Below are 24,403 nucleotides of genomic sequence, written 5' to 3'. Positions count from 1 at the left end.
TCTGTGACCTCTGCCCTTACTTCGCAGCCGCGAGCTCGGCGGCCTTGTCGGCCGCGCCGTCCATGGTGTCCACGCGCTGCACCAGCGGGTGGTTGGCGTCCGAGAGGATCTTGCGACCCAGCTCGGCGTTGTTGCCGTCGAGGCGGACGACCAGCGGCTTGGTGACCGCCTCGCCCCGGTCCTCGAGCAGCTGCAGCGCCTGGACGATGCCGTTGGCGACCTCGTCACACGCGGTGATGCCACCGAAGACGTTGACGAACACGGACTTGACGTCCGGGTCGCCGAGGATGATCTCGAGGCCGTTGGCCATGACGGCGGCGGAGGCGCCACCGCCGATGTCGAGGAAGTTGGCGGGCTTGACGCCACCGTGGTTCTCACCGGCGTACGCGACGACGTCGAGGGTGCTCATGACGAGACCCGCGCCGTTGCCGATGATGCCGACCTCGCCGTCGAGCTTGACGTAGTTGAGGTTCTTCGCCTTGGCGGCGGCCTCGAGCGGGTTCGCGGCCGCGTGGTCCACGAACTCCTCGTGGCCCGGCTGGCGGAACTCGGCGTTCTCGTCCAGGGAGACCTTGCCGTCGAGGGCGATGACCTCGCCGGAGGCGACCTTGGCGAGCGGGTTGACCTCGACGAGGAGCGCGTCCTCGGCGATGAAGGTCTGCCACAGGGTCACGAGGACCTCGGCGACCTTCTCGGCGACCTCGGCCGGGAACTTCGCCAGGGCGACGATCTCGCGGGCCTTCTCGATCGTGACGCCCTCGTTGGCGTTGACCGGGACCTTCGCGAGCTTCTCCGGGGTCTCCGCGGCGACCTGCTCGATGTCCATGCCGCCGGCGACCGAGGCCATGGCCAGGAAGGTGCGGTTGGTGCGGTCGAGCAGGTAGGAGACGTAGTACTCCTCGACGATCTCGGGAGCGGTCTCCGCGATCATCACCTTGTGGACCGTGTGGCCCTTGATGTCCATGCCCAGGATGTCCGTCGCGCGGGCGACGGCCTCGTCCGGGGTGGAGGCGAGCTTGACGCCGCCGGCCTTGCCGCGGCCGCCGACCTTCACCTGGGCCTTGACGACCGACTTGCCGCCCAGCTTCTCGGTGGCCTCGCGAGCCGCCTCAGGCGTGTCGATCACTTCACCGGCCAGCACCGGTACACCGTGCTTGGCGAAGAGGTCCCTCGCCTGGTACTCGAACAGGTCCACGCGCGTCCGTCCCTTGTCTTAAAGATTCGCAGTGATTCGCGGTTTGTCTGCTATCTGCGTGGGCGTGCCGCGGAGGGCAACGTGACGGCGCTGTCACTGGGGAGGCGCACACGGTGACCGTGGACGCGGCATGTCCGTCTCGCAGGTTATCCCCGAGGGCCGTAGGACCCTAAATCACAGATCACACCTGAGCGGTGATACCTGTCACAGATCGCCTCACCGCGGAACTGCATGTTCGTGTGATCCGCCGATTCACGGCAGCCCCTCAGGGCACCGGCAGGGGACGCTTCTCCAGCGCGGCCGCCATCACCTCCGGGAACAGGTCGGGCGTGCAGGCGAAGGCGGGGGCGCCGAGCGCGGCGAGGGCCGCGGCGTGCTCCCGGTCGTAGGCGGGGGCGCCCTCGTCGGACAGCGCGAGCAGGGCCACGAACTCCACGCCGGCCGCCTTCATCGCGGCGACCCGCTTCAGCATCTCGTCGCGTATGCCGCCCTCGTAGAGATCACTGATCAGGACCACGACCGTGTCGGCAGGACGGGTGATCTTGGACTGGCAGTAGGCCAGCGCACGGTTGATGTCCGTGCCGCCGCCGAGCTGGGTGCCGAAGAGGACGTCCACCGGATCGTCGAGCTGGTCGGTCAGGTCGGCCACCGCCGTGTCGAACACGACCAGGCGGGTGGCGATCGACCGCATGGAGGCCAGGACGGCCCCGAAGACGGAGGCGTAGACGACCGAAGCCGCCATCGAGCCCGACTGGTCGATGCAGAGCACCACCTCCTTCTTCACGGCCTGCGCGGCCCGCCCGTAGCCGACCAGCCGCTCGGGCACGACCGTGCGGTACTCGGGGAGGTAGTTCTTCAGGTTCGCGCGGATCGTCCGGTCCCAGTCGATGTCCCGGTGCCGGGGGCGGCTGGTCCGGGCCGAGCGGTCGAGCGCCCCCGAGAGGGTGGCGCGGGTCCGGGCGGCAAGGCGCTTCTCCAGCTGCTCGACCACCCTGCGGACCACGGCCCGCGCCGTCTCCTTCGTGGTGTCGGGCATGGCCTTGTTCAGCGACAGCAGGGTCCCGACCAGGTGCACGTCGGGCTCGACGGCCTCCAGCATCTCCGGCTCCAGCAGCAGGGCGGACAGGCCCAGCCGCTCGATCGCGTCCCGCTGCATGACCTGCACCACCGGGACGGGGAAGTAGGTACGGATGTCCCCGAGCCACCGCGCCACCCTCGGGGCGGAGGCGCCGAGCCCGGCCGACCGCTCCCCCGGCCCCTTGCCGTCGCCGCCCCCGCCGTAGAGCGCCGCCAGCGCCCCGTCCATCGCCGCGTCCCGCCCGCTCAGCGCCCGCCCGGTGCCGTCGGCCTCGCCGCCGCCGAGCACCATCCGCCACCGCCGCAGCCGCTCGCCTCCGGCGGTTTCCGTGCCTGTCTCCGTCATCTGCCGATCCCCTTTCACTCGTTGCCGTGTGCACCGCTGGGCGGGGCCGTCTCCCCGCCCCGCCCTTCACCCGTTCTCCGGGGCTCCGCCCCGGACCCCGTTGCGCTCATTCGCCGCGCCGGAATCCAGCCCCGCCGGCGTCTGAGGCGCGGGGGGAGGGTCTGGGGGGGTAGGGGAACCGGCCCCGGGCCGCCCGGCCGGGGCAGGGCCCGTCCCCTACCGCCCGGCCAGGGCAAGGTCGGGCGCCCCCAAGAGGAGCCGGGCCACCTCCGCCGCCGCAGACGCGCGGGCCGGGTCCAGGTCGGGGGCGAAGCCCTCGGGGGCCGGGGCGGCGCCGGTGGGTATGCCCCGCGGGCCCGGACCGCGGCGGGCCAATTCGCCCAGGGTGCGCTTCACGCCCGGCTCGTACGCCCCGAACGTCCGCCGCAGCAGCGGCAGTACGTCGATGAAGGCGCCCTCCGGGACCGACACCAGCCACGCGTCGACCAGGCCCAGCAGCCGCTCGTCGTGGACCAGCAGCGTCCCGCCGCCGGAGCCGCCCGCGAACCCCTCGATCCAGCCCGCCGCGTCGGCCGGGGAGGCCGCCGGGGACAGTGCCAGCCCCATCAGCCGGGCCGTCTCCGCGGCCGGGAGCCGCCCTTCGTCCAGCAGCAGCCGCACGGCCCGGCCGCGTATCAGCCCGGGCACGCTGTCCCGCCCGGCCAGCTGCCGCAGCACCGCCGACCAGCGCTCCCGCAGCCCCCCGTCCGCGTCGGACAGCAGGGCGACCGCCCCGTGCACCCCGTCCAGGTGGCCCCGCAGCTCCGCCGCCCCGTCGGCGTCGAGCCCGGCCGCGCAGGCCGGGGGGAGGGCCACGCAGATCCGCTCTGCCAGCCCGGCCGCGACCGTCCCGAGCGCCGCCGAGTCCGTGCCCCGTACGTCCCCGTACCGCAGGGAACGGGCCAGCGCGGGCAGCGCCTTGGCGAGCCGCGCCACATCGGTGTCCAGCGCCGCCAGGTCGGCCAGTGCCCGCAGCACGGCGGGCAGCGCCTGCGACAGCCCGGCCAGCAGGCACCGTTCCGCCAGGGCCGTGACCTCCCCCAGCTCCGCCGCGGCCGCCGCCTCGGCCGCGGCCTTGGCGGTGGCCGCGCCGAGGACGGTGGTGCCCCAGACGCCCGCCTCGGCGACCCGCACCGACAGCTCGGGCTCCCAGCGCAGCCGCCAGGTCTCCCGGAAGGTGCCCGTCCCGGCCCGGGAGGGGGCGGGCACGCCCCAGTCCACCCCGAGCATCCGCAGCCGGTGCAGCAGCAGGGACTTGGCCGCGTCGCCGTCTTTGCGCAGGTCCAGCTCCAGCTCCCGCTCGCGGGCCTCCGCCTTCAGCCGCAGCGAGCGCTGCCGGCGGGTGAGGTCCCGCTGGAGCGGTACCGCGGGCGCCGTGTCCGGGACCTCCCCGAGCACGTCCCCGACGACGAGGCGGTCCTCGACCAGCGCGAGCGGTACGTCCGAGCCGTCGCACATCACCGCCCGCACCGCCTCCAGCGTCTCGCCGAGCCCGGGCACCGGCCGGCCCCGGAAGGCCGCCAGGGTCTCGGCCAGCCGGACCGCCTCGATGACATGGGACGGGGAGACCTGCCGGTCCTCCTCCCGCAGCAGCCCGGCCACCTTGGTCAGCCACCGCTCGACGGGCCGGTCCCGGGAGGCGAAGAGGTGCGCGTACCAGCCGGGCGAGGTGACGCCCGCGCCGTATCCGCCGGCCCGGGCGAGCCTGCGGTGGGTCCAGGGCACCCAGGTGGTCTCCACCTTGGTCCGGGGCAGCCCGGCGAGCAGGGCCCGGTCGGCCGCGACCGTCGTCCTGGCGCGGAGCGCCGGAACGTGCCAGGCGCCGCACACCACGGCGTAGTCCTCGCCGAACTCCCGGCGGGCGGCCCGCATCCGCTGCCGCATGTGGGCCTCGCGCACCAGGTCGCGGGGACGGCCGCCGTGCCCGTAGGTCTCGCGCAGGGCGCCCATGGCCTCCTCCAGGGCCCCGAAGGCGGCCAGCGGGTCCCGTACCGCCCCGCTGCCCCGGTGTTCGACCACGTCCTCCCACCACTGCTCCGGGTCCTCGTACCCGGCGGTCTCCGCGAGCACGGCGAGCGGGTCCAGCGGCAGGGCGCCGGCGCCGCCCCGCCCGCCGGCGTCCTGCCCGTCGGCGCCCTCCTCCTCCGGCACGGCCAGCGTGTGGGCGGCGGGGAGGTCGATGAAACGCACCGGGACCTCCCCGGCCTGGGCCCAGCGGATGGCGGCCCACTCCGGGGAGAAGGCGGCCAGCGGCCAGAAGGCGGCCCGGCCCGGATCGTCCGCCGCGTGCGCGAGCAGGGCGACCGGCGGGCGCATCCCCGGCTCGGCGGCCAGCGCGAGCAGCGCGTCCCCCTCGGGCGGCCCCTCGATCAGCACGGCCCGCGGCCGCGCCCGGTCCAGCGCGGCCCGCACCGCCCGGGCGGAGCCCGGTCCGTGGTGGCGGACCCCGAGCAGCAGCGGTCCGGTGCCGCCCGGCCTCATGCCGTCACCTCCCGGCAGGCACGGTAGAAGTCCTTCCAGCCCTCGCGCTCGCGGACGACCGCCTCGAGGTACTCCTGCCAGACGACCCGGTCGGCGGCCGGGTCGCGGACGACGGCGCCGAGGATGCCCGCGGCCACGTCGGAGGGGCGCAGGACGCCGTCCCCGAAGTGCGCCGCGAGGGCGAGGCCGCCGGTGACCACGGAGATGGCCTCGGCGGTGGAGAGGGTGCCGCTGGGCGACTTCACCTTCGTGCGGCCGTCGCCGGTGATCCCGTCGCGCAGCTCGCGGAAGACGGTGACGACCCGGCGGATCTCCTCCAGGCCCTCGGGCACGGCGGGCAGGTCCAGGGCGCGGCCCATCTGGCCGACGCGGCGGGCGACGATGTCGACCTCGGCGTCGGCGGTGGCGGGCAGCGGCAGGACGACGGTGTTGAAGCGGCGGCGCAGGGCGCTGGAGAGCTCGTTGACCCCGCGGTCGCGGTCGTTGGCGGTGGCGATGAGGTTGAAGCCGCGCACGGCCTGCACCTCCTGGCCGAGCTCCGGTATCGGGAGGGTCTTCTCGGACAGGACGGTGATGAGGGTGTCCTGGACGTCGGCGGGGATGCGGGTGAGCTCCTCGACGCGGGCGGTCATGCCCTGGGCCATGGCCCGCATGACGGGGCTGGGGACGAGGGCGTCGCGGCTGGGTCCGTCGGCCAGGAGTCGGGCGTAGTTCCAGCCGTAGCGGATGGCTTCCTCGGGGGTGCCGGCCGTGCCCTGGACCAGCAGGGTGGAGTCCCCGCTGACGGCGGCGGCCAGGTGTTCCGAGACCCAGGTCTTGGCGGTGCCGGGGACGCCCAGCAGGAGGAGGGCGCGGTCGGTGGCGAGGGTGGTGACGGCGACCTCGACGATCCGGCGCGGGCCGACGTACTTGGGGGTGATGACCGTGCCGTCCGCGAGCGTGCCGCCCTGGAGGTAGGTGGCCACGGCCCAGGGGGAGAGCTTCCAGCGGGCCGGGCGGGGCCGGTCGTCGGCGGCTTCCAGAGCTTTCAGTTCGTGCGCGAAGGCGTCTTCCGCGTGCGGTCGCAGTGCCTCGGTACCGGTGTCGTTCCCGTGCGTGCTCATGGTCCCCCTCCAGTGCTCGGCAGCCGCTCCCGACTGCTGTACCCACGGTGCACCACGCCACTGACAACGCCCCCTGGTCGGGGCGTCGTTGCAGGTCAGAGGGATTGTCAGTGGGGGTCTCTACGGTGGTTCACATGACTGAGCAGGGGGTCCGCTGGACGGCGGAACAGGTACTGGCTCTGGCTCCTGACGACGCGTCGCGCAAGGCGGGGGGCAGGCTGGGCGGGGCGGGTCCGTGGTCACAGACCGGAGGTTCCGCTTCCGGTGCGGTGTGGGGGGTGTGCAAGGGCAGCGGCAGTACGCCGTACCGGACGGCCGTCGATCTGGCGGGCCCCGCGTACAAGTGCTCCTGCCCGAGCCGGAAGTTCCCGTGCAAGCACGCGCTGGGACTGCTGCTGCTCTGGTCGGCGCAGGGCCTGGGCGACCCGGCCGAGGCGCCGGACTGGGCGGCGTCCTGGCTGGCGGAGCGTGCGGCGAAGGCCGCCCGCCCGACGGCCGGCCCGGTGGACGCCGAGGCGGCGCGCAAGCGGGCCGAGCGGCGCGCGGAGCGGGTCGGGGCGGGCGTCGCGGAGCTGGAGCAGCGGCTGGCGGACCTGCTGCGCGGCGGGATCGCCGGGCAGGGGCAGGCGGGGTACGCGCCGTGGGAGGAGACCGCCGCCCGGATGGTCGACGCCCAGGCACCCGGACTGGCCGCACGGGTAAGGGAGTTGGGGACAATACCCGGTTGCGGCTCCGGCTGGCCCGGCCGGATGCTTGAGGAGTTCGCGCTGCTGCACCTGCTGGACCGGGCCTGGCTGGGGGTCTCCGGACTGCCGGAGCCGCTGGCCGCGACCGTCCGGAACCGGGTGGGAGTGCCGTCCTCGGCCGAGGGGGAGACCGTCCGGGACCGCTGGCTCGTGCTCGCCCAGTACGACTCGGTGTCCCCGGACGGCCGTCTCACCACCCGCCGGACATGGCTGCGCGGGCTGGAGGGCGGACGGCCGGCGCTGGTGCTGGACTTCGGACCGCCCGGGCGGGCGCCGGGGCTGGCCCTGCCCGTCGGACTGGTGCTGGAGGCGGAAGTCCGCTTCCGGCCCGGGACGGCGGGGCTCCGGGCGGATCTGGGGGACCGTACCGCGGCCGCGGTGGCGGACCGCTCCGGGGCTCCGGCAGGGGTGGGCACCGGTGAGGCCCTGGAGGCCTACGGGGCCGCGCTGCGGGAGGACCCGTGGCTGGAGTCCTGGCCGGTGGTCCTCGGCCCGGTGATCCCGATACCGGGCGAGGCGGCCGAGGGGGGCTGGCAGCTCGCGGACGCGGAGGGGGCGTCCGCACTGCCGGTGGCCTGCGGCGGGGGCCGTCCGCGGCCCGCGCTGTGGCAGCTGGCCGCCCTCTCGGGCGGCGGCCCCGTCACGGTGTTCGGCGAGTGCGGCCACCGCGGCTTCACCCCGCTGACCGCCTGGCAGCCCGGCTCGCCCGAGCCGGTGCCGCTGGTCTGAAGCATCCGAGGAAGGACGCGAACACACCTGGAACGCAGGGGGCCTGGGGGGATCCATGCCGTCTGACAGACCGACATGGAGGACGCGGAGGCGCGGGGGCGCCGACGCGCGGACGAGGAGCCGGGGGGCTTTCATGAACGACAACCACGCCAGCTGAACGGGTTCGTGCGGCACATCCGAGGCTCCGGTCCCGCGGAGGGGGCGGGACCGGAGCCGGGCCGCACGAAGACGACGGACCGGCTGGACGACGGACCACTGACGGGGACTGACGAGGGAGGGGCCGGATGGGCGAGACCGGAGAGGGATACGCGGACGGGGACTGGGAGGCACTGGTCACCGCCGCGCTGCTGGGGACCGAGCGGCGGGGCGGCACCCCGCGGGCGCTGCTCGACGCGGCGGCCGTGCAGACGCTGCGCCGCCGCGCCGGGCTGCGGCCCGCGCCGGCGGCCCGGCTGCCGGACCCCGCGCCCCGGGATCCGCGCCCGGCGCCGCCGGAAGCCGCCCGGCGGCGGCTCGCCCACCTGCTCGCCGGCCGTACGAGCGGCGGCGGCGCCGGGCGGCGTGGGGCCGCCCCGGATCTGACGGAGCTGCTCCCGCAGTGGCTGGCAGCCGCCGGGCGGCACGGCTACCGGGCTCCGTCGGCGCTGGTCCCGGCGCTGCTGGACGCGGCCCGGGCCCGCACCGACCTGCGCGCGCAGGCGCTGGCGCTGGCCGGCGCGCGGGGGCTCTGGCTGGCCCGGCTGAATCCGGAATGGCGGTTCGCGCTGCGCGGCGCGGCGGGCGGCGCCGGCGAACTGCCCGACCCCGCCGACGCGGAGGCGGTGACCCGGCTGTGGGAGGAGGGCCTGTTCGCGGAGCGGGTCGCGCTGCTGGGCGCCGTACGGGCCCGTGACGCGGCGGCGGCGACCCGGCTGCTGGCCTCCACGTGGGCCACCGAGCGGGCCGAGGACCGGCTGATGTTCCTCGACTCGCTGCGGGCCGGGCTGTCGATGGCCGACGAGCCCTTCCTGGAGGCGGCGCTGGGCGACCGCAGCCGCAACGTACGGGCGACGGCGGCGGAACTGCTGTCCGCGCTTCCGCAGTCGGCGCTGGCCGGGCGGATGGCGGAGCGGGCGCTGGCCTGCGTGGGCCCGGACGCGGTGCGGCCGCCGGCGGAGTGCGACGCGGGGATGCTGCGCGACGGGGTGGTCAAGCGGCCGCCCGCCGGGCGCGGGGAGCGGGCGTGGTGGCTCGGCCAGGTGGTGGACGCGGCTCCGCTGTCCTGCTGGCGGGAGCGGTTCGGGGGGCTGGAGCCGGCGGAGATAGTGGCGCTGCCGGTGGCCGACGGCTGGGCGGAGGAGATACACGCCGCCTGGTGCCGGGCGGCGGTGCGGCAGGGGGACGCGCAGTGGTCGAAGGCGCTGCTGGGCGCGGCGTCCGCGCCGCCCGCGGCGGGGCCGGGCACGGCGTCGCTCGCGGAGCGGGCCAAGCTGCTGGAGACCCTGCCGGAGGGGGAACGGGCGCAGTGGGTCGCGGAGTTCGTGCGGGCCCACGGGCTGTCGGAGGCGTTCCAGCTGCTCGGGGTCTGCCGCGTGCCGTGGGCGGGGGCGCTGGGGCGGGCGGTGGTGGACGCGCTGGACGCGGCGCGGGCCGCGGGGGGTTATCCGTGGAGCTTCAGCGGGGTGATGGGGCTGGCGGAGCGCTGCCTCGATCCGGCGGAGGCGGGCCGGCTGGAGGGCCTCACGGCCGGGGCGGCGGATGTCCCGGAGGGGGGCTCCGGGGCCTCCGCGTACTGGGCCGAGGCGTTCCAGAGGCTGGTGGCGACGCTGCGGGTACGGGCCGACATGCTCGCGGAGTTGACCCCGCCGTCGTGACGTGCCCCGTCGCCGTGACGTGCCCCGTCGGCCTTAACGGGCCCCGCCGCCGGGACGGACCCCGTCGGCCGTGACGGGCCCGGCCGCCGTGACGGACCCCGGCTGAGGACCGTCCCCCGCCTGCGGGCCGGTGCCGCTGCGCGGTGCGAGGTCCCCTACCCGCCCTTCCACCGTTCCCAGGGGCTCCGCCCCTGACCCCGCGCCTCAAACGCCGGCGAGGCTGAAAACCCCCGGGCGCTGCGCGCCCCGGGGGGGCAGAGGCCAGGGGTCTCCGCCAAGGGAGGAACGCCAGCGAGGGCTGAAACACCCGGGCACTGCCCGCCCGGGGGAGGAGGGGCCAGGGGGCCTCCCCCAGGGGAGGAACGCCAGCGAGGGCTGAAACACCCGGGGGGGGCGGCTCCCAGCGGGAGCCGGGTGGGTCAGGCCGGGCGGACGTGGGTGTTGACCCAGTCGACGATCTCCGTCGTCGTCGCGCCGGGGGTGAAGATCGCCGCCACGCCCTTCTCCTTCAGCGGGGCGATGTCGTCCTCCGGGATGATCCCGCCGCCGAAGACCTTGATGTCCTCCGCGTCCCGCTCCTTCAGCAGGTCCAGCACCCGCACGAACAGCGTGTTGTGCGCGCCCGAGAGGATCGACAGGCCGATGGCGTCGGCGTCCTCCTGGATCGCGGTGTCGACGATCTGCTCGGGGGTCTGGTGCAGGCCCGTGTAGATGACCTCCATGCCCGCGTCCCGCAGCGCCCGCGCGATCACCTTGGCCCCGCGGTCGTGGCCGTCGAGACCCGGCTTGGCCACCACCACACGGATCGGACCGGTCACACCCATCGCACTGCCTCCCGAGTGAACGAACGTTAAGTACAGCATTGCGCACGGCACCGTTTCACGGTCAACGGGGAGGGGGAAATCACACGTGGGACGCCGTTGATTCACCTCGCCCAGTCGCCCCGCCACCGCGCCGACAGCCGCACGGCACGGTGGCGGGGCCACGTCGGCAGCCGGCACGGCCCCGCACCCAAGAGGTCAGGGGAGGCCGTCGATGGGGCTGACGATCGCACCGCTGCCCGTCCCGCGCTCGGGGGCCGCCCTGCGGGCCGCGGTCCTGGAGGCATTGGTGCTCGCCGGGCACATGCTCCTCTACCCGAGTGGAGTCCGGGAGGAGCGCGCGAAGCGACACCGCGACGGGTCCGGGCAGTTGCCGCCCGTCCTGCTGCTGCACGGGTTCACCGACAACCGGTCGGTGTTCGTCCTGCTGCGCCGCGCCCTCGGGGCGGGCGGCCGGCGGCGCGTGGAGACGTACAACTACTCCCCCCTCACCCTCGACCTGCGCGTCACCGCCCGCCACCTCGCCCGGCGCGTCGAGGAGCTGTGCGAGCGCAGCGGTCAGGACCGGGTGGACCTCGTGGGACACAGCCTGGGCGGGCTGGTCGGGCGGTACTACGTCCAGCGGCTCGGCGGTGACGCCCGGGTGCGGACGCTGGTCACCCTCGGCACCCCGCACGGCGGGACCCGCGTCGCCCCCTTCATGGACGCCCACCCGCTGGTCCGCCAGATGCGCCCGGACTCCCCGGTGATGGCCGAGCTGCGCGCGCCCGCGCCCGGCTGCCGGACCCGGTGCGTGGCCTTCTGGAGCGAGTTCGACGCCCTGATGGCCCCGGCCGGCACGGCCCGGATCGAGCACCCGGACCTGGACGCGACGAACATCGAGGTCACCGGGATCGGGCACCTCGCCCTTCCGGTGCATCCCGCCGTCATCACCGCCGTCCGGCGGGCCCTCGACGGTCCGGTGCGCGACGCCGGGGGCGCCGGCCGAGCGGAGGGGCCCGTGAGGAAACCCCGGCCGGCCGGAACCGAAGGGGAGGGCATGGTCGTCTGAGCCCCCGGAGGATTCCGGGACGGGGCGGACGCAGCGGACGCGGCAGACGCAGCAGGGGGACGGGCGGGGGCATGGGCGGGGAGGGTACGGCGGCGCGGCGCGGGGTGCTGGCGCCCGTTCTGGCGAACCTGGCCCTCGGCGTACCCGCCACCGTGCCCCTCTACCTGGCCTGGTGGGCGCTGACGGAGTACCTGCCCATGGACTGCCACAGCACCGCCGACCTCGCCGGGCCGGACCTGCGCAACTGCGACTTCCACACCCTCGACCACTCCGCGGCCATGCTGTTCCTGCTCGTCGTCACGGGTGTGCTGCTGGTCGGCGCGGTGTTCGTCGTCGACGCCGTCCTGCCGTCCAGGGCACGCCGCGGGACCTGGCTGCGGTCGGCCGCGCTGGTGCCGGTGCCGTTCGCGCTGCTGCTCGCGTTCGCCTACAACACCGGATGACCCGGAGTCGAACGAATTTCGAACTCAAGGCCAAGGGTCGGTCTCCCTGCGACCGAAAGGCGGCCGAATGCCCGGTTCCCCCGAGCTCGAAACCCGCCGAAGATTGTCGAGGCGAGTAACCGCCGGGTACAGTCACGCCACTGCTCTCCTCCGGTGAACCTTGAGTTCCCCGGCCACCCAGGCCCCCACTGCCGAGGCGAAAGAGAAGTTGGTGAACGACCGCCCGACGTCGGGCCAGTACCCCGATTTGGGGTACGACGGCCTTTCCACCACCACTTTCGCTGGTGACCAGGCATACGTTTCCTACGAAACGCAGGGCCAGGGCTATCAGTACGTCACGGATTACGCCCCGTCCGGCAGTTACGGGAACTACGACGCCTACGACGCCTCCGGCGCGTACCCGTCGACCGCCGACACCGGCGCCTACGACAGCACCGCGTGGACCGCGCAGCAGGACTACCTCTCCAGCGTCCCGGCCCAGACCGTCCCCGAGGACGCGACCGGCTCCTGGGACGCGAGCACCTGGAACTCCGCGAACTCCGCCGCCACCGTCGCCGATTACCCGTCGGCCCCGTTCGGGTACGACACCCCCGGCTCCGAGCCGACCGGCCAGTGGGACTTCTCCGGCTACGGACACGGGCACGGCCAGGACACCGGCGCCTACGACGCCACCGCGTGGAACAGCGGCGGCGGTGTCGAGGAGGCCGAACCGGCGGCCGACGCGTACGCCGATGACGAGACCTCCGTCTTCGAGCCCCTCGGCCCCGCCTTCCCCGCCGAGGGCGACGACGCTCAGTTCGACGACCCGCAGTTCGAGGACCCGCAGTTCACCGACGACGCCGTCCACGACCTGCCCACGCAGATGGTCCCCCTGGCCTCCGCCACCCCGGAGCCGCGTTCGGCGCGCCGGGCCGGCGGCCGCGGCGGCGCCAAGGGCGGCGGCAAGGACAAGGCGGGCGGCAGCGCCCGGCGCCGTACGCCGGCCAAGCGCTCCGCCCTGCTGACCGTGGCCGTGCCCTCGGTCTGCGTGATGGGCGTCGCGGGAATCGCCGCCGCCTCCGTCAGCGGTCTCACCGGCGGTGACAAGCCGTCCGAGGACACCACGACGATGGCCGCCCCCGACCCGGCCTCCGTGAAGCCGGTCGCGGCGAACAACAAGCTCGACACCCAGCTGGCCGCCCTGAGCGCCGACGCCGGTGACTTCGCCGACCGCGCGAGCCGCACCCAGGAGCGGATCGACCTCAAGCAGCGGCAGGAAGACGAGAAGAAGAAGCGGGCCGAGGAGGCGGCGGCCAAGGAGGCGGCCCGCCCCAAGTTCGCCATCCCCGTCACCCAGCACGGGCTGAGCGCCATGTTCGGCCAGGCCGGCGGCATGTGGATGTCCGTGCACACCGGCATCGACTTCCCGGTCTCCTACGGCACCCCGGTCATGGCCGCCACCGACGGCACCATGCGCACCCAGTGGAACAGCGCCTACGGGAACATGGCCATCCTGACCTCTCCCGACGGCACCGAGACCTGGTACTGCCACCTCAGCAGCACCAAGATCCGGTCCGGGCAGGTCAAGGCCGGCGACGTCATCGCCTACTCCGGCAACTCCGGCAACTCCACCGGCCCGCACCTCCACTTCGAGGTACGGCCCGGTGGCGGCTCCGCCATCGACCCCCTGGCGTGGCTGCGCAACCACGGCCTGGACCCGACCTAGCAGCCGGCGGCCCTCAGGCGCCGGCGGCCCCGGCGGGCCCTGCGCCTCAGAGCTTCTGCACCGGCGCGTAGCGCAGCAGCAGGCGCTTGGGCTTGTCGTCCCCGAAGTCGATGGTGGCCTGCGCGTCCGCGCCGGCGCCCCGGACGTCCATGACCGTGCCCAGCCCGAACTGGTCGTGCGTCACCCGGTCCCCGACGGCCAGCGCGATGACCGGCTTGTCCGTCGCGCGGCGCGTCGCGAACCCGGACGGGCCACCGCCCGACCGGGAGCGCGAGGAGGACAGGAAGGCCTCGGGCGAGGTCCCGAACGAGGACTTCCCCGTGCCGGAGCCGTAGCCGGATCCGCGCACCGGCCCGGCCGGCTTCTGCGCGGCGCCGGTCCGCTTCCACTGGAGGTACTCGGCCGGGATCTCCTCGAGGAACCGCGAGGGCGGGTTGTACGAGGGGGTGCCCCAGGCGCTGCGCATGCTGGAGCGGGTGAGGTACAGCCGCTCGCGGGCGCGGGTGATGCCGACGTAGGCGAGGCGGCGCTCCTCCTCCAGCTCCTTGGTCTGGCCCAGCGCGCGCATGTGCGGGAAGACCCCGTCCTCCATGCCGGTCAGGAAGACCACCGGGAACTCCAGGCCCTTGGCGGTGTGCAGGGTCATCAGCGTGATGACGCCCGAGCCGTCCGGGTCCTCGTCCGGGATCTGGTCGGAGTCGGCGACGAGCGCGACCTGTTCCAGGAACTCGGCCAGGGTGCCCGGGGTGTCCTCGTCCCTCGCCTGCTCGAATTCGAGGGCGACGGCAGCCAGTTCCTGGAGGTTCTCGATCCGGGTCTCGTCCTGCGGGTCGGTCGAGGCCTGGAGCTCGGCGAGGTACCCCGTACGCTCCAGGACCGCCTCCAGCACCACGGCCGGGCCGGCGCCGGAGTCGACGATGGTGCGCAGCTCCTCCATCAGGGTGTTGAACCGCTTGACGGCGTTGGTGGAGCGGGCGGCCATGCCGAAGGCCTCGTCCACCCGGCGCAGGGCCTGCGGGAAGGTGATCTTCTCGCGGAGGGCGAGGGCGTCGATCATCGCCTCGGCGCGCTCGCCGATGCCGCGCTTGGGCACGTTGAGGATGCGGCGCAGCGGGACGTTGTCCTCGGGGTTGGCCAGGACGCGCAGGTAGGCCAGGACGTCCCGGACCTCCTTGCGCTCGTAGAAGCGGACGCCGCCGACGACCTTGTAGGGCAGTCCGACCCGGATGAAGATCTCCTCGAACACGCGGGACTGGGCGTTGGTCCGGTAGAAGATCGCGACGTCGCCGGCCTTGGCCTCGCCCGCGTCCGTCAGCCGGTCGATCTCGTCGGCGACGAACTGGGCCTCGTCGTGCTCGGTGTCGGCGACGTAGCCGGTGATGACGGCACCGCTGCCGGCCTGGGTCCACAGGTTCTTGGCGCGGCGGTTCTCGTTGCGCTCGATGACGGCGTTGGCGGCGGAGAGGATCGTCTGCGTGGAGCGGTAGTTCTGCTCCAGCAGGATCGTCGTGGCGTCCTTGTAGTCCTCCTCGAACTGGAGGATGTTGCGGATGGTCGCGCCGCGGAAGGCGTAGATCGACTGGTCGGCGTCGCCCACCACGCACAGTTCGGCGGGCGGCAGGTCCGGGTAGCCGGGGCCGACCAGCTCGCGCACCAGGGTGTACTGGGCGTGGTTGGTGTCCTGGTACTCGTCGACCAGGACGTGCCGGAAGCGGCGCCGGTAGTGCTCGGCCACGTCCGGGAAGGCCTGGAGGAGGTGGACCGTGGTCATGATGATGTCGTCGAAGTCGAGCGCGTTGGCCTCGCGCAGCCGACCCTGGTACATCGCGTACGCCTGGGCGAGGGTCTTCTCGAAACCGTCGGCGGCCTGGGCGGCGAAGGCGTCCTCGTCGATGAGCTCGTTCTTGAGGTTCGAGATCTTGGCGTTGAAGGACTTGGGCGGGAACTTCTTCGGGTCGAGGTCCAGGTCGCGGCAGACCAGCGCCATGAGGCGCTTGGAGTCGGCGGCGTCGTAGATCGAGAACGAGGAGGTGAAGCCCAGGCGCTTGGACTCGCGGCGCAGGATGCGCACGCACGCGCTGTGGAAGGTGGAGACCCACATGGCGTTGGCGCGCGGGCCGACCAGGTTCTCGACGCGCTCCTTCATCTCGGCCGCGGCCTTGTTGGTGAAGGTGATCGCCAGGATCTGGCCCGGGTGGACGTGCCGCGCGGACAGCAGGTGTCCGATGCGGTGGGTCAGCACGCGGGTCTTGCCGGAGCCGGCGCCGGCCACGATGAGCAGCGGGGAGCCCGCGTGCACCACGGCGGCGGCCTGCTGCTCGTTCAGCCCGTCCAGCAGGGCCGCCGGGTCGATGACCGGCCGGGGGGCGCCGTCGCGGTAGTGGGAGTCCCGGTCCACGGGCAGGTCGAAGCGGCCGCCGAACAGGTCGTCCGCGCCCTCCTCGGGGGCGTGGTGCTCCTCGGGCGGCGGCGGGACCTCGTCGGAGGGGGTGAGGTCGGCCAGGAAGCTGTCGTCAAAGAGGCTGCTCATCGCCATCCGAGTCTAGGGGGCGGGACCGACAGGCGGCCCCGCCCCGGGGAAATCCGCCGTCGGGACGGCGGGAGGCACCCCGTAGGCTCGTCGCCATGACTGTCCTCACCCACGTCTTCGTCGGCCTGCACATCATCGGCATAGCCTCCCTCCTGGGCGGCTTCCTCACCCAGATGAAGGCGATGGGCGCCGGCACCGCCCGCTTCGTGCCCGCGATGCTCCACGGCGCACTGACCATGCTCGTCACCGGCGTGCTGCTCGTCGGCTTCCACGAGATGGGCGACGGGGCGCCGCTGAACAACATCAAGATCGGCGTGAAGCTGGCGGTCCTCTTCGTGATCCTGGCGCTCGTCTACGTCAAGCGCGACGAGGAGCACGTCGAGAAGGGCCTCTTCGGCGCGGTCGGCGGACTGACCGTCGCCAATATCTTTATCGCCGTCCTCTGGCACTGAGCGGTCCCGTCCGGCCATCGGCGATCAGCCGCGGCCAGTACTGATCAACTCGTCATCCGGCCGTGACCTCCAGGTTTAGCGTCCTCCCCCGAGACCTGCGGGACCGACGGAAGGACGTGAGGCCCCCGTGGCCAGTCATCGAAAGCCCAGGCAGCGCCCGTTCTCCGGCGGCACCGTCCGGACGGCCGCCACCCTCGCCCTCGCGGGCGCTGCCACCGCCACCGCCTTCGAAGGCACCTCGCACGCCGAGCCGCAGCAGACCCCCACCCAGGTCAAGGCGGAGGTCGACCGGCTCTACGAGGAGGCCGAGGCGGCGACGGAGAACTACAACGGGGCGAAGGCCAAGGCCGACGAGGCCGAGCGTGCGCTGGCCGGCCTGCAGGACGAGGCCGCCCGCAAGGAGGACCGGCTCGGCGCCGCCCGCAGCGCGCTCGCCACGGTCGCGGCCGGCCAGTACCGCAGCGGCGGCCTGGGCCCCGCCCTCCAGCTGGCGCTCGCCTCCGACCCGCAGGACTACCTCGAACGGGCCTCCCTCCTCACCCGGGCCGGCGACCGGACCGCCACCGAGGTGGCCTCCGTGCGGCGCGGGCTCGACGAGGTCGGCCGGCTGCGCGCGCAGGCCGACGGGAGCCTGAAGGAGGTCCGCGCCCGGCGGGCCGAGCTCGCCCGGCAGAAGGCCCTCGTCGAGGGCCGGCTGGCCACCGCCCAGCGGCTGCTGGCCCGGCTCGGCGCGCAGGAGCGGGCCGCGTACGAGGCCCGGCACGGCATCGGCCCGGCCGCCCCCGCCGCCGGACCCGCAGCAGCGGCGGCGGCCCCCGCCGGAGCGCACGGCTCCCCGGCCCCCGCCGACGGTTCGCGCGCCGCCCGCGCGGTGGCGTTCGCGTACGGGGCGATCGGCAGGCCGTACGTCTGGGGCGCGACCGGCCCGGGCTCGTTCGACTGCTCGGGGCTGACCCAGGCGGCCTGGCGGGCGGCCGGGGTCTCCCTGCCCCGCACCACCTACACCCAGATCAACGCCGGCCGGCGGGTCTCCCGCGACCAGCTGGCCCCCGGCGACCTGGTGTTCTACTACTCCGGCGTCACGCACGTCGGCCTGTACGTCGGGGGCGGCCAGATCATCCACGCCCCGCGCCCCGGCTCCACGGTCCGGCTGGCACCGGTCGACTCGATGCCCTGGGCCGGTGCCTCCCGCCCCGCGTAGGGCCCGTTACGGCGCCTTGACGGTCTGGCTGAGCCAGCCGAAGGTCTGCGGCAGCTGCTTGGACCAGGACTCCAGGTTGTGGCCGCCGGTGACCTTCTCCGCGTGCACGGTGGTCGGGTTCTTGGCGAGCCCCTTGAGGTCCATCCCCGACAGGTAGCCGTCCTGCTCCGCCCCCGACATCCACAGCGCCACCGCCGGCGGCGCGGGCTGGGCCTTCAGCAGTTCCTTGAGGTTGTGGGTGCGGCGCAGCTCGGGGTCCTTGGCGACCAGCGAGGTGGGCTCCTGGCCCGGGTCGTTGTAGCCGGACAGCGAGACGGCCGCGCCGTACCGGTCGGGGTGCAGGATGGCCAGCTTGGCCGCGCAGTAGGCGCCCGCCGAGTAGCCGGCCACGCCCCAGGTGCGGGGGTCGTCGGAGACGCGGAAGTTGTCGGTGACCATCTTGCGGACGTCGACGCTGAACCAGCTGTCGGCGTTGACCTTGCCGGGGAGGTTGGCACAGCCGGTGTCGGCGTTGCCCAGCAGCATGGCGCGCGGGGAGACCAGGATGAACGGCTGGACCTTGCCCTCCTTCATCAGCGGCTCCAGCACCTCGTGCGCCTTGAGCCCCTGGAACCAGGACTTGCCGGTGCCCGGTATGCCGGGGATCAGCTCGACGACCGGGAACTTCCTGTCCTTGTAGGCGGGGTCGTCGTACTGCGGCGGCAGCCACACCATGACGTCGCCCTTGACCCCGGAGATCTTCCCGTCGAGCTCGGTCTTCCTCACGCGTCCGCCGAGCCCGTCGACGGGCTGGAAGTCCTGGCGGACCTTCGGCTCCTGCCGGACCTGCTCGGCCTTCTTGCCGCCCATGCCGTCGGCGCCGAGGTCGGGGGCGGACTGGACGTAGCTGCCGGTGCCCATCAGGTCGCCCCAGGAGGCGTAGAAGTTCATGTCCCGGTTGACCGCGACGAACACCAGGGCGACGGCGGTGACCTGCGCGAACACCACCATCAGCCCGCGGACCGCCAGGCGTGCGGCGGCGGGGCCGCGCACCTTGCTCCACACGGTCAGCGGCAGGACGACGGCGATCAGCGTCAGGCCGATCACCGTCGCGAAGAGAGGGGTCCCCGTCAGGCTCATCACGCCACCCAAGAGGCCGCCGCGATGCCGTCCGGTTGCCCTCCCCGACTGCGTCGTGGATCACATCCGGATCATCCCCGGGGCCGCGCCCCGGGGTGTCACCCGCGGTTCACCCGCAGGTCAGACCAGGCGGCGCGCGGTGGCCCAGCGGGTCAGCTCGTGCCGGTTGGAGAGCTGGAGCTTCCTCAGCACGGCCGAGACGTGCGACTCGACCGTCTTCACCGAGATGAACAGCTGCTTGGCGATCTCCTTGTACGCGTACCCGCGCGCGATCAGCCGCAGCACCTCGCGCTCCCGCTGGGTGAGCCGGTCCAGGTCCTCGTCGACCGGCGGCGCGTCCGTGGAGGCGAAGGCGTCGAGGACGAAGCCGGCCAGCCGCGGCGAGAACACCGCGTCCCCGTCCTGGACCCGGAAGACGGAGTCCACCAGGTCGGTGCCGGTGATGGTCTTGGTGACGTAGCCGCGCGCGCCGCCCCGGATGACCCCGATGACGTCCTCGGCGGCGTCCGACACCGACAGGGCCAGGAAGCGCACCGGGTTCTCGGCGGCCGCCATCAGCGGGGCGCAGCGCCGCAGCACCTCGACGCCGCCGCCGCCGGGCAGGTGCACGTCGAGGAGGACCACCTCGGGGCGGGTGGCGGTGATGACGGTGACGGCCTGGTCCACGTCGGCGGCCTCCCCGACGACCTCGACGCCGGTGCGGGACGTCTCCCCGATCTCGGCCTGTACGCCGGTGCGGAACATGCGGTGGTCGTCGACGAGCACCACCCGGACCCTCCTGGACCCGTCGTTCACAGCGCTGCCCTCGGTCATGCCGGTCATGCCGCGTTCGCCACCCTCTCCATCTCCAGTTCGACTTCCGTGCCGCCGTCGGGCGCGGACCGCAGCCGGGCGGTCCCGCCGTTGCGCTGCATCCGGCCGATGATCGATTCTCGTACGCCCATGCGGTCGCCGGGTACCGCGTCGATGTCGAAGCCCGGCCCCCGGTCCCGTACGGACACGAACACCGTGCGCCCCTCGACCTCCGCGTACACCTGGACGGGCCCGCCCTCGCCACCGTACTTGGCGGCGTTGACCATCGCCTCGCGCGCGGCCTGCATCTGCGCGCCCAGCTTCTCGTCCAGTGGGCAGTCTCCGACGACGACCACCTCGATCGGGACGCCGTGGTGGTCCTCGACCTCGGCGGCGGCCTTCTTCACGGCCTCGGCGAGGGTGGCCGGCTCCTCGGCCTCGTCCTTGCCGGTGCCCTCCGGCTTGTACAGCCAGTTGCGCAGCTCCCGCTCCTGGGCGCGGGCGAGGCGGCGGACCTCGCCGACGTCCTCGGCGTTGCGCTGGATCAGGGTGAGCGTGTGCAGGACGGAGTCGTGGACGTGGGCGGCGACCTCGGCGCGCTCCTGGGCGCGGATGCGCATCAGACGCTCCTCGGAGAGGTCCTGGGTCATCCGGATCAGCCAGGGTCCGGCGAGCAGGGCGATGCCGACGAGGACGGCGAGGACGGCGGTGAGGAGGTTGCCGAGCTGGGCGGCGGAGCCCCGTACGACGATGAAGACGGTCAGGCCCACGCCGACGAGCACCACCCCGGCGAGCGCCCGGGCGGCCTGGAGGAGCCGCTTCTGGCGGTCCGCGGCGGAGTTCCAGCCGGCCCGGCGGGCGTTGTCGGCCTGCCGCCAGACGAGGACGACGCCGGCCCCGACGAGCAGGGTGGGCCAGACGTAGCGGCCGTTGGCGCCGCCGACGCGGAGCTGGGAGATGAAGATGCCCGCGCCGACGGCCAGGGCGATCAGCCCGGACACCGCCCCCTTGTCGGGCTTGCGCAGGCGCCGGCTGCCGTCGGCGAGGGTCTCGAAGAAGGAGTGGTGCCCGGTGCTGCCGCCGACGCCGAGCGGGACGAAGACCCAGAAGGCGGCGTACAGCAGCACCCCCAGCCCGTCCCCCCACATGAACATGGCGAGGAAGGCGAGCCGGACCCACAGGACGGGCAGCCCGAGGTGCCCGGCGAGGCCGCGCGCGACTCCGCCGAGCATCCGTCCGTCGGCGCTGCGGTAGAGCCTGCGCTGCGGGACGTCGTCGGGGTCGGGGGCGTGCGGGGTACGGGCGGCTGCTGCTGCGGGCATGTCACCAAGGGTCACATGGCCGGGCGGGCGGCGGCATCAGGGCATCCCCCCAGTTCCGTCGGGGGGATATCAGGGTTGCGCCAGGGTAGGGCCCGGTGCCGGGCGGCCGGACGGGCGGTCACCATGGAGCCATGACCGACGTACACGACGCCCCGCCCGGGGGCGCCTCCGGACGGAGCCCGGGGGAAGAACCCGGGGCACCGGCCCCAGCCGACCGGCCGCCGCTGCGCCGCAGCAAGCGCGACAAGGTCCTCGCAGGCGTCTGCGGCGGCCTGGGCCGGTATTTCGACCTGGACCCGGTGATGTTCCGGATCGTGCTCGGCGTGCTCGCCGTCACGGGCGGCGTCGGCCTGGTCTTCTACGGGTTCGCCTGGCTGCTGCTGCCTCTGGAGGGCGAGGAGGACAGCGAGGGCCGCAAGCTGCTGACCGGACGCGTCGAAGGGTCCACCCTGGCCGCGGTGTTCAGCGCCCTGGTGGGCTGCGCCCTGTTCCTGTCGATGCTCGACAACGGGGTGATGGGCGCCTTCTCCGTCCTGGTCATCCTGGCGCTCGGCGGGGCCGCGTACTGGTCCCGGCGGCACCGCCGGGCCGCCGCCCCCGAGGCGGAGGCCCCCGGGACGCACCGCCCGGCTCCGCCGGAGACCCAGGCGCCGCCCGTGCCGAGCAGCCCGTCGTGGTGGCGCGATCCGCTGGTGAAGGACGGCACCACCGGGCCGGTCGGCTCCTCCGGCTACCTGTGGGGCCCCGACGACGGCGCCGACGACCGCCCGGGCACGCTGCCCGGGGCGGCCCCGGCGAAGCCGGAGCCGACGCCCGCGTACGGGCAGGGGCGCGGCGGGATCGGCGGCCGGATCTTCGTCCTGGCCCTGCTGGCCGGCGGGATCGCCACCGCCTCCGTCTGGCACGGCAGCCCGCTGGGGCACGCCCTCCAGGTCGGCCTGGCCTGTGCGCTGGCCGTCTTCGGGCTGGGCCTGGCGGTGAGCTCCGTCAAGGGCCGCACCGGCTTCGGCACGATCCTGCTGGGCCTGGTCACGGCCGGGCTCCTCGCGGCGGCCACCGCCCTGCCGCGCGAGGTGAGCACCGACTGGCACAACGTCGACTGGCGTCCGGCGGCGGTGGCCGACGTCCGGCCCCTGTACTCCTCCGGGACGGGGCTGGCCACGCTCGACCTGAGCCGCCTGGACGTGCCGAAGGGCACGACCGTGCCGGTCCGCGCCTCCATCGAGGCGGGCCGGCTGAAGGTGATCGTCCCCCGGGAGGTCACCGCGAAGGCCGACGTCTCCATCGACCTGGGCGACATCCAGCTGCCCGGGGACCGCTCCGTGCGGATCAAGAGCGGCGGCGAGAACCGGCGGGCGACCCTGGCCCCCACCGCGGGCACCGAGGCCGGCGGGACGATCGAGCTGCACCTGGACGCGGGTGTGGGACAGGTGGAGGTGGCCCGTGCGGCGTCATGAGTTCCAGCCCGGAAGGCTGCTGGCCGGCCTGGTGCTGACCGCGGCGGGCGTGCTGTACCTGCTCGACGCGGCCGGCGAGACCGACCTGCCGTGGTTCCTGGTCGTGCCGATGGCCTTCGGCGGACTGGCCCTGGCCGCCCTGGTGGGGCTGGTGGCCTACGCGGTACGGCGGGACCGGCGCGACCGGATCAGCCGGTCGAGGGACCAGTAGGGCGCCCCGGCCAGCACCAGCGGGATCCACGCCATCAGATACACCAGGTCGTTGCCGTAGTAGTAAGGGGTCACGGCCCAGGACACCGTCAGCCACAGGCTCAGTGAGATCAGCGCACCGCCCGCGGCCGCGATCCGGGTCAGCAGCCCGGCGAGCACGCCCAGGCCTACCAGGAGCTCCCCGAGGGCGATGGCGTAGCCGAAACCGGCGGGGGCCTTCAGCGTGAGGTCCACCAGGGCCGGGATCGCGGCGGTGTCGCGCACGCCGTGCATCTGCTCGCCGATCGAGCCGGAGCCGGAGGCGGCGAAGAAGCCCGGGGTGGTCAGTTTGTCGAGGCCCGCGTAGACGAAGGTCAGGCCGAGGAAGATCCGCAGCGGGAGGAGGGCATGGCGGGAGGCGAGTTCTCTCCACGGTGTGGACCGCACACCGGAAGGGACGTCAGTTCGGTTCACGCAGCCATGTCTACCCGCTTCATTCGGCCACGTCGATGATGCAGCGGTTGGATTCCACCCCGGCGGCGGTCACCACCTGCACGTCGACCCGGCCCGGCTCCACCTCCGCGGGCACCGGCACCGTGAGCACCGTGTCCGAGGGGTTCACGAACCCGCCCGCCACCGGCACCAGCGGAACGTGCACGTGGACCGCGCCGACCCGCACCACCAGCCGGGCCAGCATCTCCGGCGTGTGCGCCCCCGGCGGCACGAACCCCACGCCCCGGATCTCGATGTCGTCGCCGGGCCGGACCGCGGCGTCGATGTCCCCCGGCTCGCGCCTGCGGACCACCGACAGCACCAGCGGCCGGCTTCCCTCCGCGTACTTCGCCGCCAGGTACACCGCCGCCGACAGGGCCACCAGCAGGGCCAGCGCCCACGGCAGCTGCGGCAGCCGGTCGGGGAAGCGGGCCAGCGACACCGCCGCGTAGGCCAGCACCACCGTGGAGACGAGGACGTACTGCGCGTCGGGGAAGCTGCCGCGGCCGTCGTCGTCCGTCAGCAGGTCCACCCCGCGCGGCCGGTCCGCCGGCAGCTTCTGCAGCCGCTGCCCCATGATCCGTACGGAGACCACCCGGCGCACCAGCACCGCCACCCCCGACGTCAGCGCGACCACCGCCAGCAGGGGCAGCGCCCGCCCCAGCGCGAACCCCTGGTACAGGGCGTCCCGCTCCGGGCCGGGCGAGGAGGCGGCCAGCCGCAGCGCGGGCAGCAGCGCCGCGAACGCGGTCAGCACCACCCAGGCGCTCGGTACCGCCTTCGAGGTGGACAGCCGGTTGTCCTCGCCGACCAGCGGGGCCAGCAGCCCGCCCCGCAGCGACTGGGCGCGGGCGGCGACGGTCAGCAGGCCGGCCAGGACCAGCGCGGCCAGCAGCCCGGCGGTGCGGGCGGTGGACCAGCCGGTGCCGAGCGCGGTGCCGACCTGCACCAGCAGCAGCACCCCGGCGGCGATCCACAGGGCGAGGACGGCCCGCCGGGAGAACAGGTACAGCCAGGAGTTCCCGGCCTCTCTCCCCCGTTCGGCGACCGTGCGGGCGGACAGGGCCAGTTCGTCGGAGACCCACTGGCGGGAGGCGCCGAGGGAGTGGGCCACGGCGGGCGGCACCCCCTGCCCGGCGGCGAACTCGTCGCGCTTCTCCAGGAACGCGGCGACCGCGCGCCGGTGCCCCTCCCGCGCGCAGTCGTCGCAGGCGCAGACGGCGGTATGGGTACCCCGGGACATCTCTTGGACAGCCACGT

The 24,403-nt window shown here is 74.1% G+C and carries 20 protein-coding genes; 9 read left to right on the top strand and 11 right to left on the bottom strand.

The annotated features are described in order from the left end of the window. Positions 1 to 16 precede the first annotated feature (16 nt). The 4 genes from sucC to B4U46_RS21725 all read right to left on the bottom strand — a co-directional run bounded on the left by sucC (position 17) and on the right by B4U46_RS21725 (position 6,241). A complete protein-coding gene (sucC, locus tag B4U46_RS21740) occupies positions 17 to 1,195 on the bottom strand; it encodes an ADP-forming succinate--CoA ligase subunit beta (RefSeq protein ID WP_079429369.1) in 1,179 nt (392 codons plus the stop codon). A 265-nt stretch (positions 1,196 to 1,460) separates the two neighbouring features. After that, positions 1,461 to 2,618 (bottom strand): VWA domain-containing protein, encoded by a 1,158-nt coding sequence (locus B4U46_RS21735; protein ID WP_079429368.1) that lies wholly within the window; start codon positions 2,616 to 2,618, stop codon positions 1,461 to 1,463. Positions 2,619 to 2,834: 216 nt separating this feature from the next. After that, on the bottom strand, positions 2,835 to 5,138 hold the full coding sequence (locus tag B4U46_RS21730; RefSeq protein WP_079429367.1) for a DUF5682 family protein: 2,304 nt from the start codon (positions 5,136 to 5,138) through the stop codon (positions 2,835 to 2,837). Next, complete coding sequence (locus B4U46_RS21725) at positions 5,135 to 6,241, bottom strand: ATP-binding protein (RefSeq protein WP_079429366.1); 1,107 nt, start codon at positions 6,239 to 6,241, stop codon at positions 5,135 to 5,137. The genes B4U46_RS21730 and B4U46_RS21725 overlap by 4 nt, the downstream gene beginning before the upstream one ends. Positions 6,242 to 6,375: 134 nt before the next feature. Here B4U46_RS21725 and B4U46_RS21720 point away from each other — a divergent pair, with 134 nt between their 5' ends. Both B4U46_RS21720 and B4U46_RS21715 read left to right on the top strand, forming a co-directional pair. Beyond that, complete coding sequence (locus tag B4U46_RS21720; protein ID WP_079429365.1) at positions 6,376 to 7,716, top strand: SWIM zinc finger family protein; 1,341 nt, start codon at positions 6,376 to 6,378, stop codon at positions 7,714 to 7,716. Between the two features lie 284 nt (positions 7,717 to 8,000). Continuing rightward, complete coding sequence (locus tag B4U46_RS21715) at positions 8,001 to 9,569, top strand: DUF5691 domain-containing protein (RefSeq protein ID WP_079429364.1); 1,569 nt, start codon at positions 8,001 to 8,003, stop codon at positions 9,567 to 9,569. A 419-nt stretch (positions 9,570 to 9,988) separates the two neighbouring features. Here B4U46_RS21715 and B4U46_RS21710 read toward each other — a convergent pair whose 3' ends face one another. Further along, positions 9,989 to 10,393 (bottom strand): cobalamin B12-binding domain-containing protein, encoded by a 405-nt coding sequence (locus B4U46_RS21710; RefSeq protein ID WP_079429363.1) that lies wholly within the window; start codon positions 10,391 to 10,393, stop codon positions 9,989 to 9,991. 211 nt (positions 10,394 to 10,604) lie between these two features. On the opposite strand from B4U46_RS21710, the gene B4U46_RS21705 reads away from it, so the two are divergent. From B4U46_RS21705 to B4U46_RS21695, 3 genes are all read left to right on the top strand, one after another. Further along, the gene (locus B4U46_RS21705; protein WP_079429362.1) at positions 10,605 to 11,441 is read left to right on the top strand and encodes an esterase/lipase family protein; all 837 of its coding nucleotides are present in this window, start codon (positions 10,605 to 10,607) and stop codon (positions 11,439 to 11,441) included. A 71-nt stretch (positions 11,442 to 11,512) separates the two neighbouring features. Next, positions 11,513 to 11,884, top strand: coding sequence for a hypothetical protein (locus tag B4U46_RS21700; RefSeq protein ID WP_079429361.1), 372 nt, complete (start codon positions 11,513 to 11,515; stop codon positions 11,882 to 11,884). A 211-nt stretch (positions 11,885 to 12,095) separates the two neighbouring features. Next, entirely contained in the window at positions 12,096 to 13,589 is a 1,494-nt protein-coding gene (locus B4U46_RS21695) for a M23 family metallopeptidase (protein ID WP_079429360.1), read from the top strand. Positions 13,590 to 13,635: 46 nt separating this feature from the next. Here B4U46_RS21695 and pcrA read toward each other — a convergent pair whose 3' ends face one another. Then, the gene (gene pcrA / locus B4U46_RS21690; RefSeq protein ID WP_079429359.1) at positions 13,636 to 16,119 is read right to left on the bottom strand and encodes a DNA helicase PcrA; all 2,484 of its coding nucleotides are present in this window, start codon (positions 16,117 to 16,119) and stop codon (positions 13,636 to 13,638) included. A 95-nt stretch (positions 16,120 to 16,214) separates the two neighbouring features. Here pcrA and B4U46_RS21685 point away from each other — a divergent pair, with 95 nt between their 5' ends. Together B4U46_RS21685 and B4U46_RS21680 are read left to right on the top strand one after the other, a co-directional pair. Continuing rightward, positions 16,215 to 16,571 carry a hypothetical protein gene (locus tag B4U46_RS21685; protein WP_079429358.1) on the top strand — a complete coding sequence of 119 codons (357 nt, stop codon included), beginning with the start codon at positions 16,215 to 16,217 and terminating at the stop codon, positions 16,569 to 16,571. A 127-nt stretch (positions 16,572 to 16,698) separates the two neighbouring features. After that, positions 16,699 to 17,772, top strand: coding sequence for a C40 family peptidase (locus B4U46_RS21680; protein ID WP_079429357.1), 1,074 nt, complete (start codon positions 16,699 to 16,701; stop codon positions 17,770 to 17,772). A 6-nt stretch (positions 17,773 to 17,778) separates the two neighbouring features. On the opposite strand, the gene B4U46_RS21675 is transcribed toward B4U46_RS21680, so the two are convergent. The 3 genes from B4U46_RS21675 to B4U46_RS21665 form a co-directional block, all read right to left on the bottom strand. After that, the gene (locus B4U46_RS21675) at positions 17,779 to 18,891 is read right to left on the bottom strand and encodes an alpha/beta hydrolase (protein ID WP_237293057.1); all 1,113 of its coding nucleotides are present in this window, start codon (positions 18,889 to 18,891) and stop codon (positions 17,779 to 17,781) included. 120 nt (positions 18,892 to 19,011) lie between these two features. Next, positions 19,012 to 19,704, bottom strand: coding sequence for a LuxR C-terminal-related transcriptional regulator (locus tag B4U46_RS21670; protein ID WP_079431909.1), 693 nt, complete (start codon positions 19,702 to 19,704; stop codon positions 19,012 to 19,014). Between the two features lie 5 nt (positions 19,705 to 19,709). Continuing rightward, positions 19,710 to 21,005 (bottom strand): ATP-binding protein, encoded by a 1,296-nt coding sequence (locus B4U46_RS21665; protein WP_079429355.1) that lies wholly within the window; start codon positions 21,003 to 21,005, stop codon positions 19,710 to 19,712. Positions 21,006 to 21,136: 131 nt separating this feature from the next. Here B4U46_RS21665 and B4U46_RS21660 point away from each other — a divergent pair, with 131 nt between their 5' ends. After that, on the top strand, positions 21,137 to 22,462 hold the full coding sequence (locus B4U46_RS21660; RefSeq protein ID WP_079429354.1) for a PspC domain-containing protein: 1,326 nt from the start codon (positions 21,137 to 21,139) through the stop codon (positions 22,460 to 22,462). Continuing rightward, positions 22,449 to 22,673 (top strand): hypothetical protein, encoded by a 225-nt coding sequence (locus B4U46_RS21655; protein WP_079429353.1) that lies wholly within the window; start codon positions 22,449 to 22,451, stop codon positions 22,671 to 22,673. Before B4U46_RS21660 ends, B4U46_RS21655 begins: the two co-directional genes overlap by 14 nt. Here the strand turns inward: B4U46_RS21655 and B4U46_RS21650 are convergent. Together B4U46_RS21650 and B4U46_RS21645 are read right to left on the bottom strand one after the other, a co-directional pair. Next, positions 22,619 to 23,125: a DoxX family protein gene (locus B4U46_RS21650; RefSeq protein ID WP_079429352.1), complete on the bottom strand. Its 507-nt coding sequence runs from the start codon at positions 23,123 to 23,125 to the stop codon at positions 22,619 to 22,621. The two genes, B4U46_RS21655 and B4U46_RS21650, sit on opposite strands and share 55 nt — an antisense overlap. 19 nt (positions 23,126 to 23,144) lie before the next feature. Next, positions 23,145 to 24,386, bottom strand: a complete 1,242-nt coding sequence (locus B4U46_RS21645) for a hypothetical protein (protein WP_398898900.1) — start codon at positions 24,384 to 24,386, stop codon at positions 23,145 to 23,147. Positions 24,387 to 24,403 lie beyond the last annotated feature (17 nt).

Origin of the sequence: Streptomyces katrae, from assembly GCF_002028425.1 — a bacterium.
Classification (GTDB): Bacteria; Actinomycetota; Actinomycetes; order Streptomycetales; family Streptomycetaceae; genus Streptomyces; species Streptomyces katrae_A.
This window is presented reverse-complemented; position numbering and strand designations above follow the sequence as displayed.

Coding starts and splice junctions, on each gene's coding strand:
- B4U46_RS21735 (WP_079429368.1), bottom strand. CDS start 2,618: ATGACGGAGACAGGCACGGAAACCGCCGGAGGCGAGCGGCTGCGGCGG.
- B4U46_RS21730 (WP_079429367.1), bottom strand. CDS start 5,138: ATGAGGCCGGGCGGCACCGGACCGCTGCTGCTCGGGGTCCGCCACCAC.
- B4U46_RS21725 (WP_079429366.1), bottom strand. CDS start 6,241: ATGAGCACGCACGGGAACGACACCGGTACCGAGGCACTGCGACCGCAC.
- B4U46_RS21720 (WP_079429365.1), top strand. CDS start 6,376: ATGACTGAGCAGGGGGTCCGCTGGACGGCGGAACAGGTACTGGCTCTG.
- B4U46_RS21715 (WP_079429364.1), top strand. CDS start 8,001: ATGGGCGAGACCGGAGAGGGATACGCGGACGGGGACTGGGAGGCACTG.
- B4U46_RS21710 (WP_079429363.1), bottom strand. CDS start 10,393: ATGGGTGTGACCGGTCCGATCCGTGTGGTGGTGGCCAAGCCGGGTCTC.
- B4U46_RS21705 (WP_079429362.1), top strand. CDS start 10,605: ATGGGGCTGACGATCGCACCGCTGCCCGTCCCGCGCTCGGGGGCCGCC.
- B4U46_RS21700 (WP_079429361.1), top strand. CDS start 11,513: ATGGGCGGGGAGGGTACGGCGGCGCGGCGCGGGGTGCTGGCGCCCGTT.
- pcrA (WP_079429359.1), bottom strand. CDS start 16,119: ATGAGCAGCCTCTTTGACGACAGCTTCCTGGCCGACCTCACCCCCTCC.
- B4U46_RS21685 (WP_079429358.1), top strand. CDS start 16,215: ATGACTGTCCTCACCCACGTCTTCGTCGGCCTGCACATCATCGGCATA.
- B4U46_RS21675 (WP_237293057.1), bottom strand. CDS start 18,891: ATGAGCCTGACGGGGACCCCTCTCTTCGCGACGGTGATCGGCCTGACG.
- B4U46_RS21670 (WP_079431909.1), bottom strand. CDS start 19,704: ATGACCGAGGGCAGCGCTGTGAACGACGGGTCCAGGAGGGTCCGGGTG.
- B4U46_RS21665 (WP_079429355.1), bottom strand. CDS start 21,005: ATGCCCGCAGCAGCAGCCGCCCGTACCCCGCACGCCCCCGACCCCGAC.
- B4U46_RS21660 (WP_079429354.1), top strand. CDS start 21,137: ATGACCGACGTACACGACGCCCCGCCCGGGGGCGCCTCCGGACGGAGC.
- B4U46_RS21645 (WP_398898900.1), bottom strand. CDS start 24,386: ATGTCCCGGGGTACCCATACCGCCGTCTGCGCCTGCGACGACTGCGCG.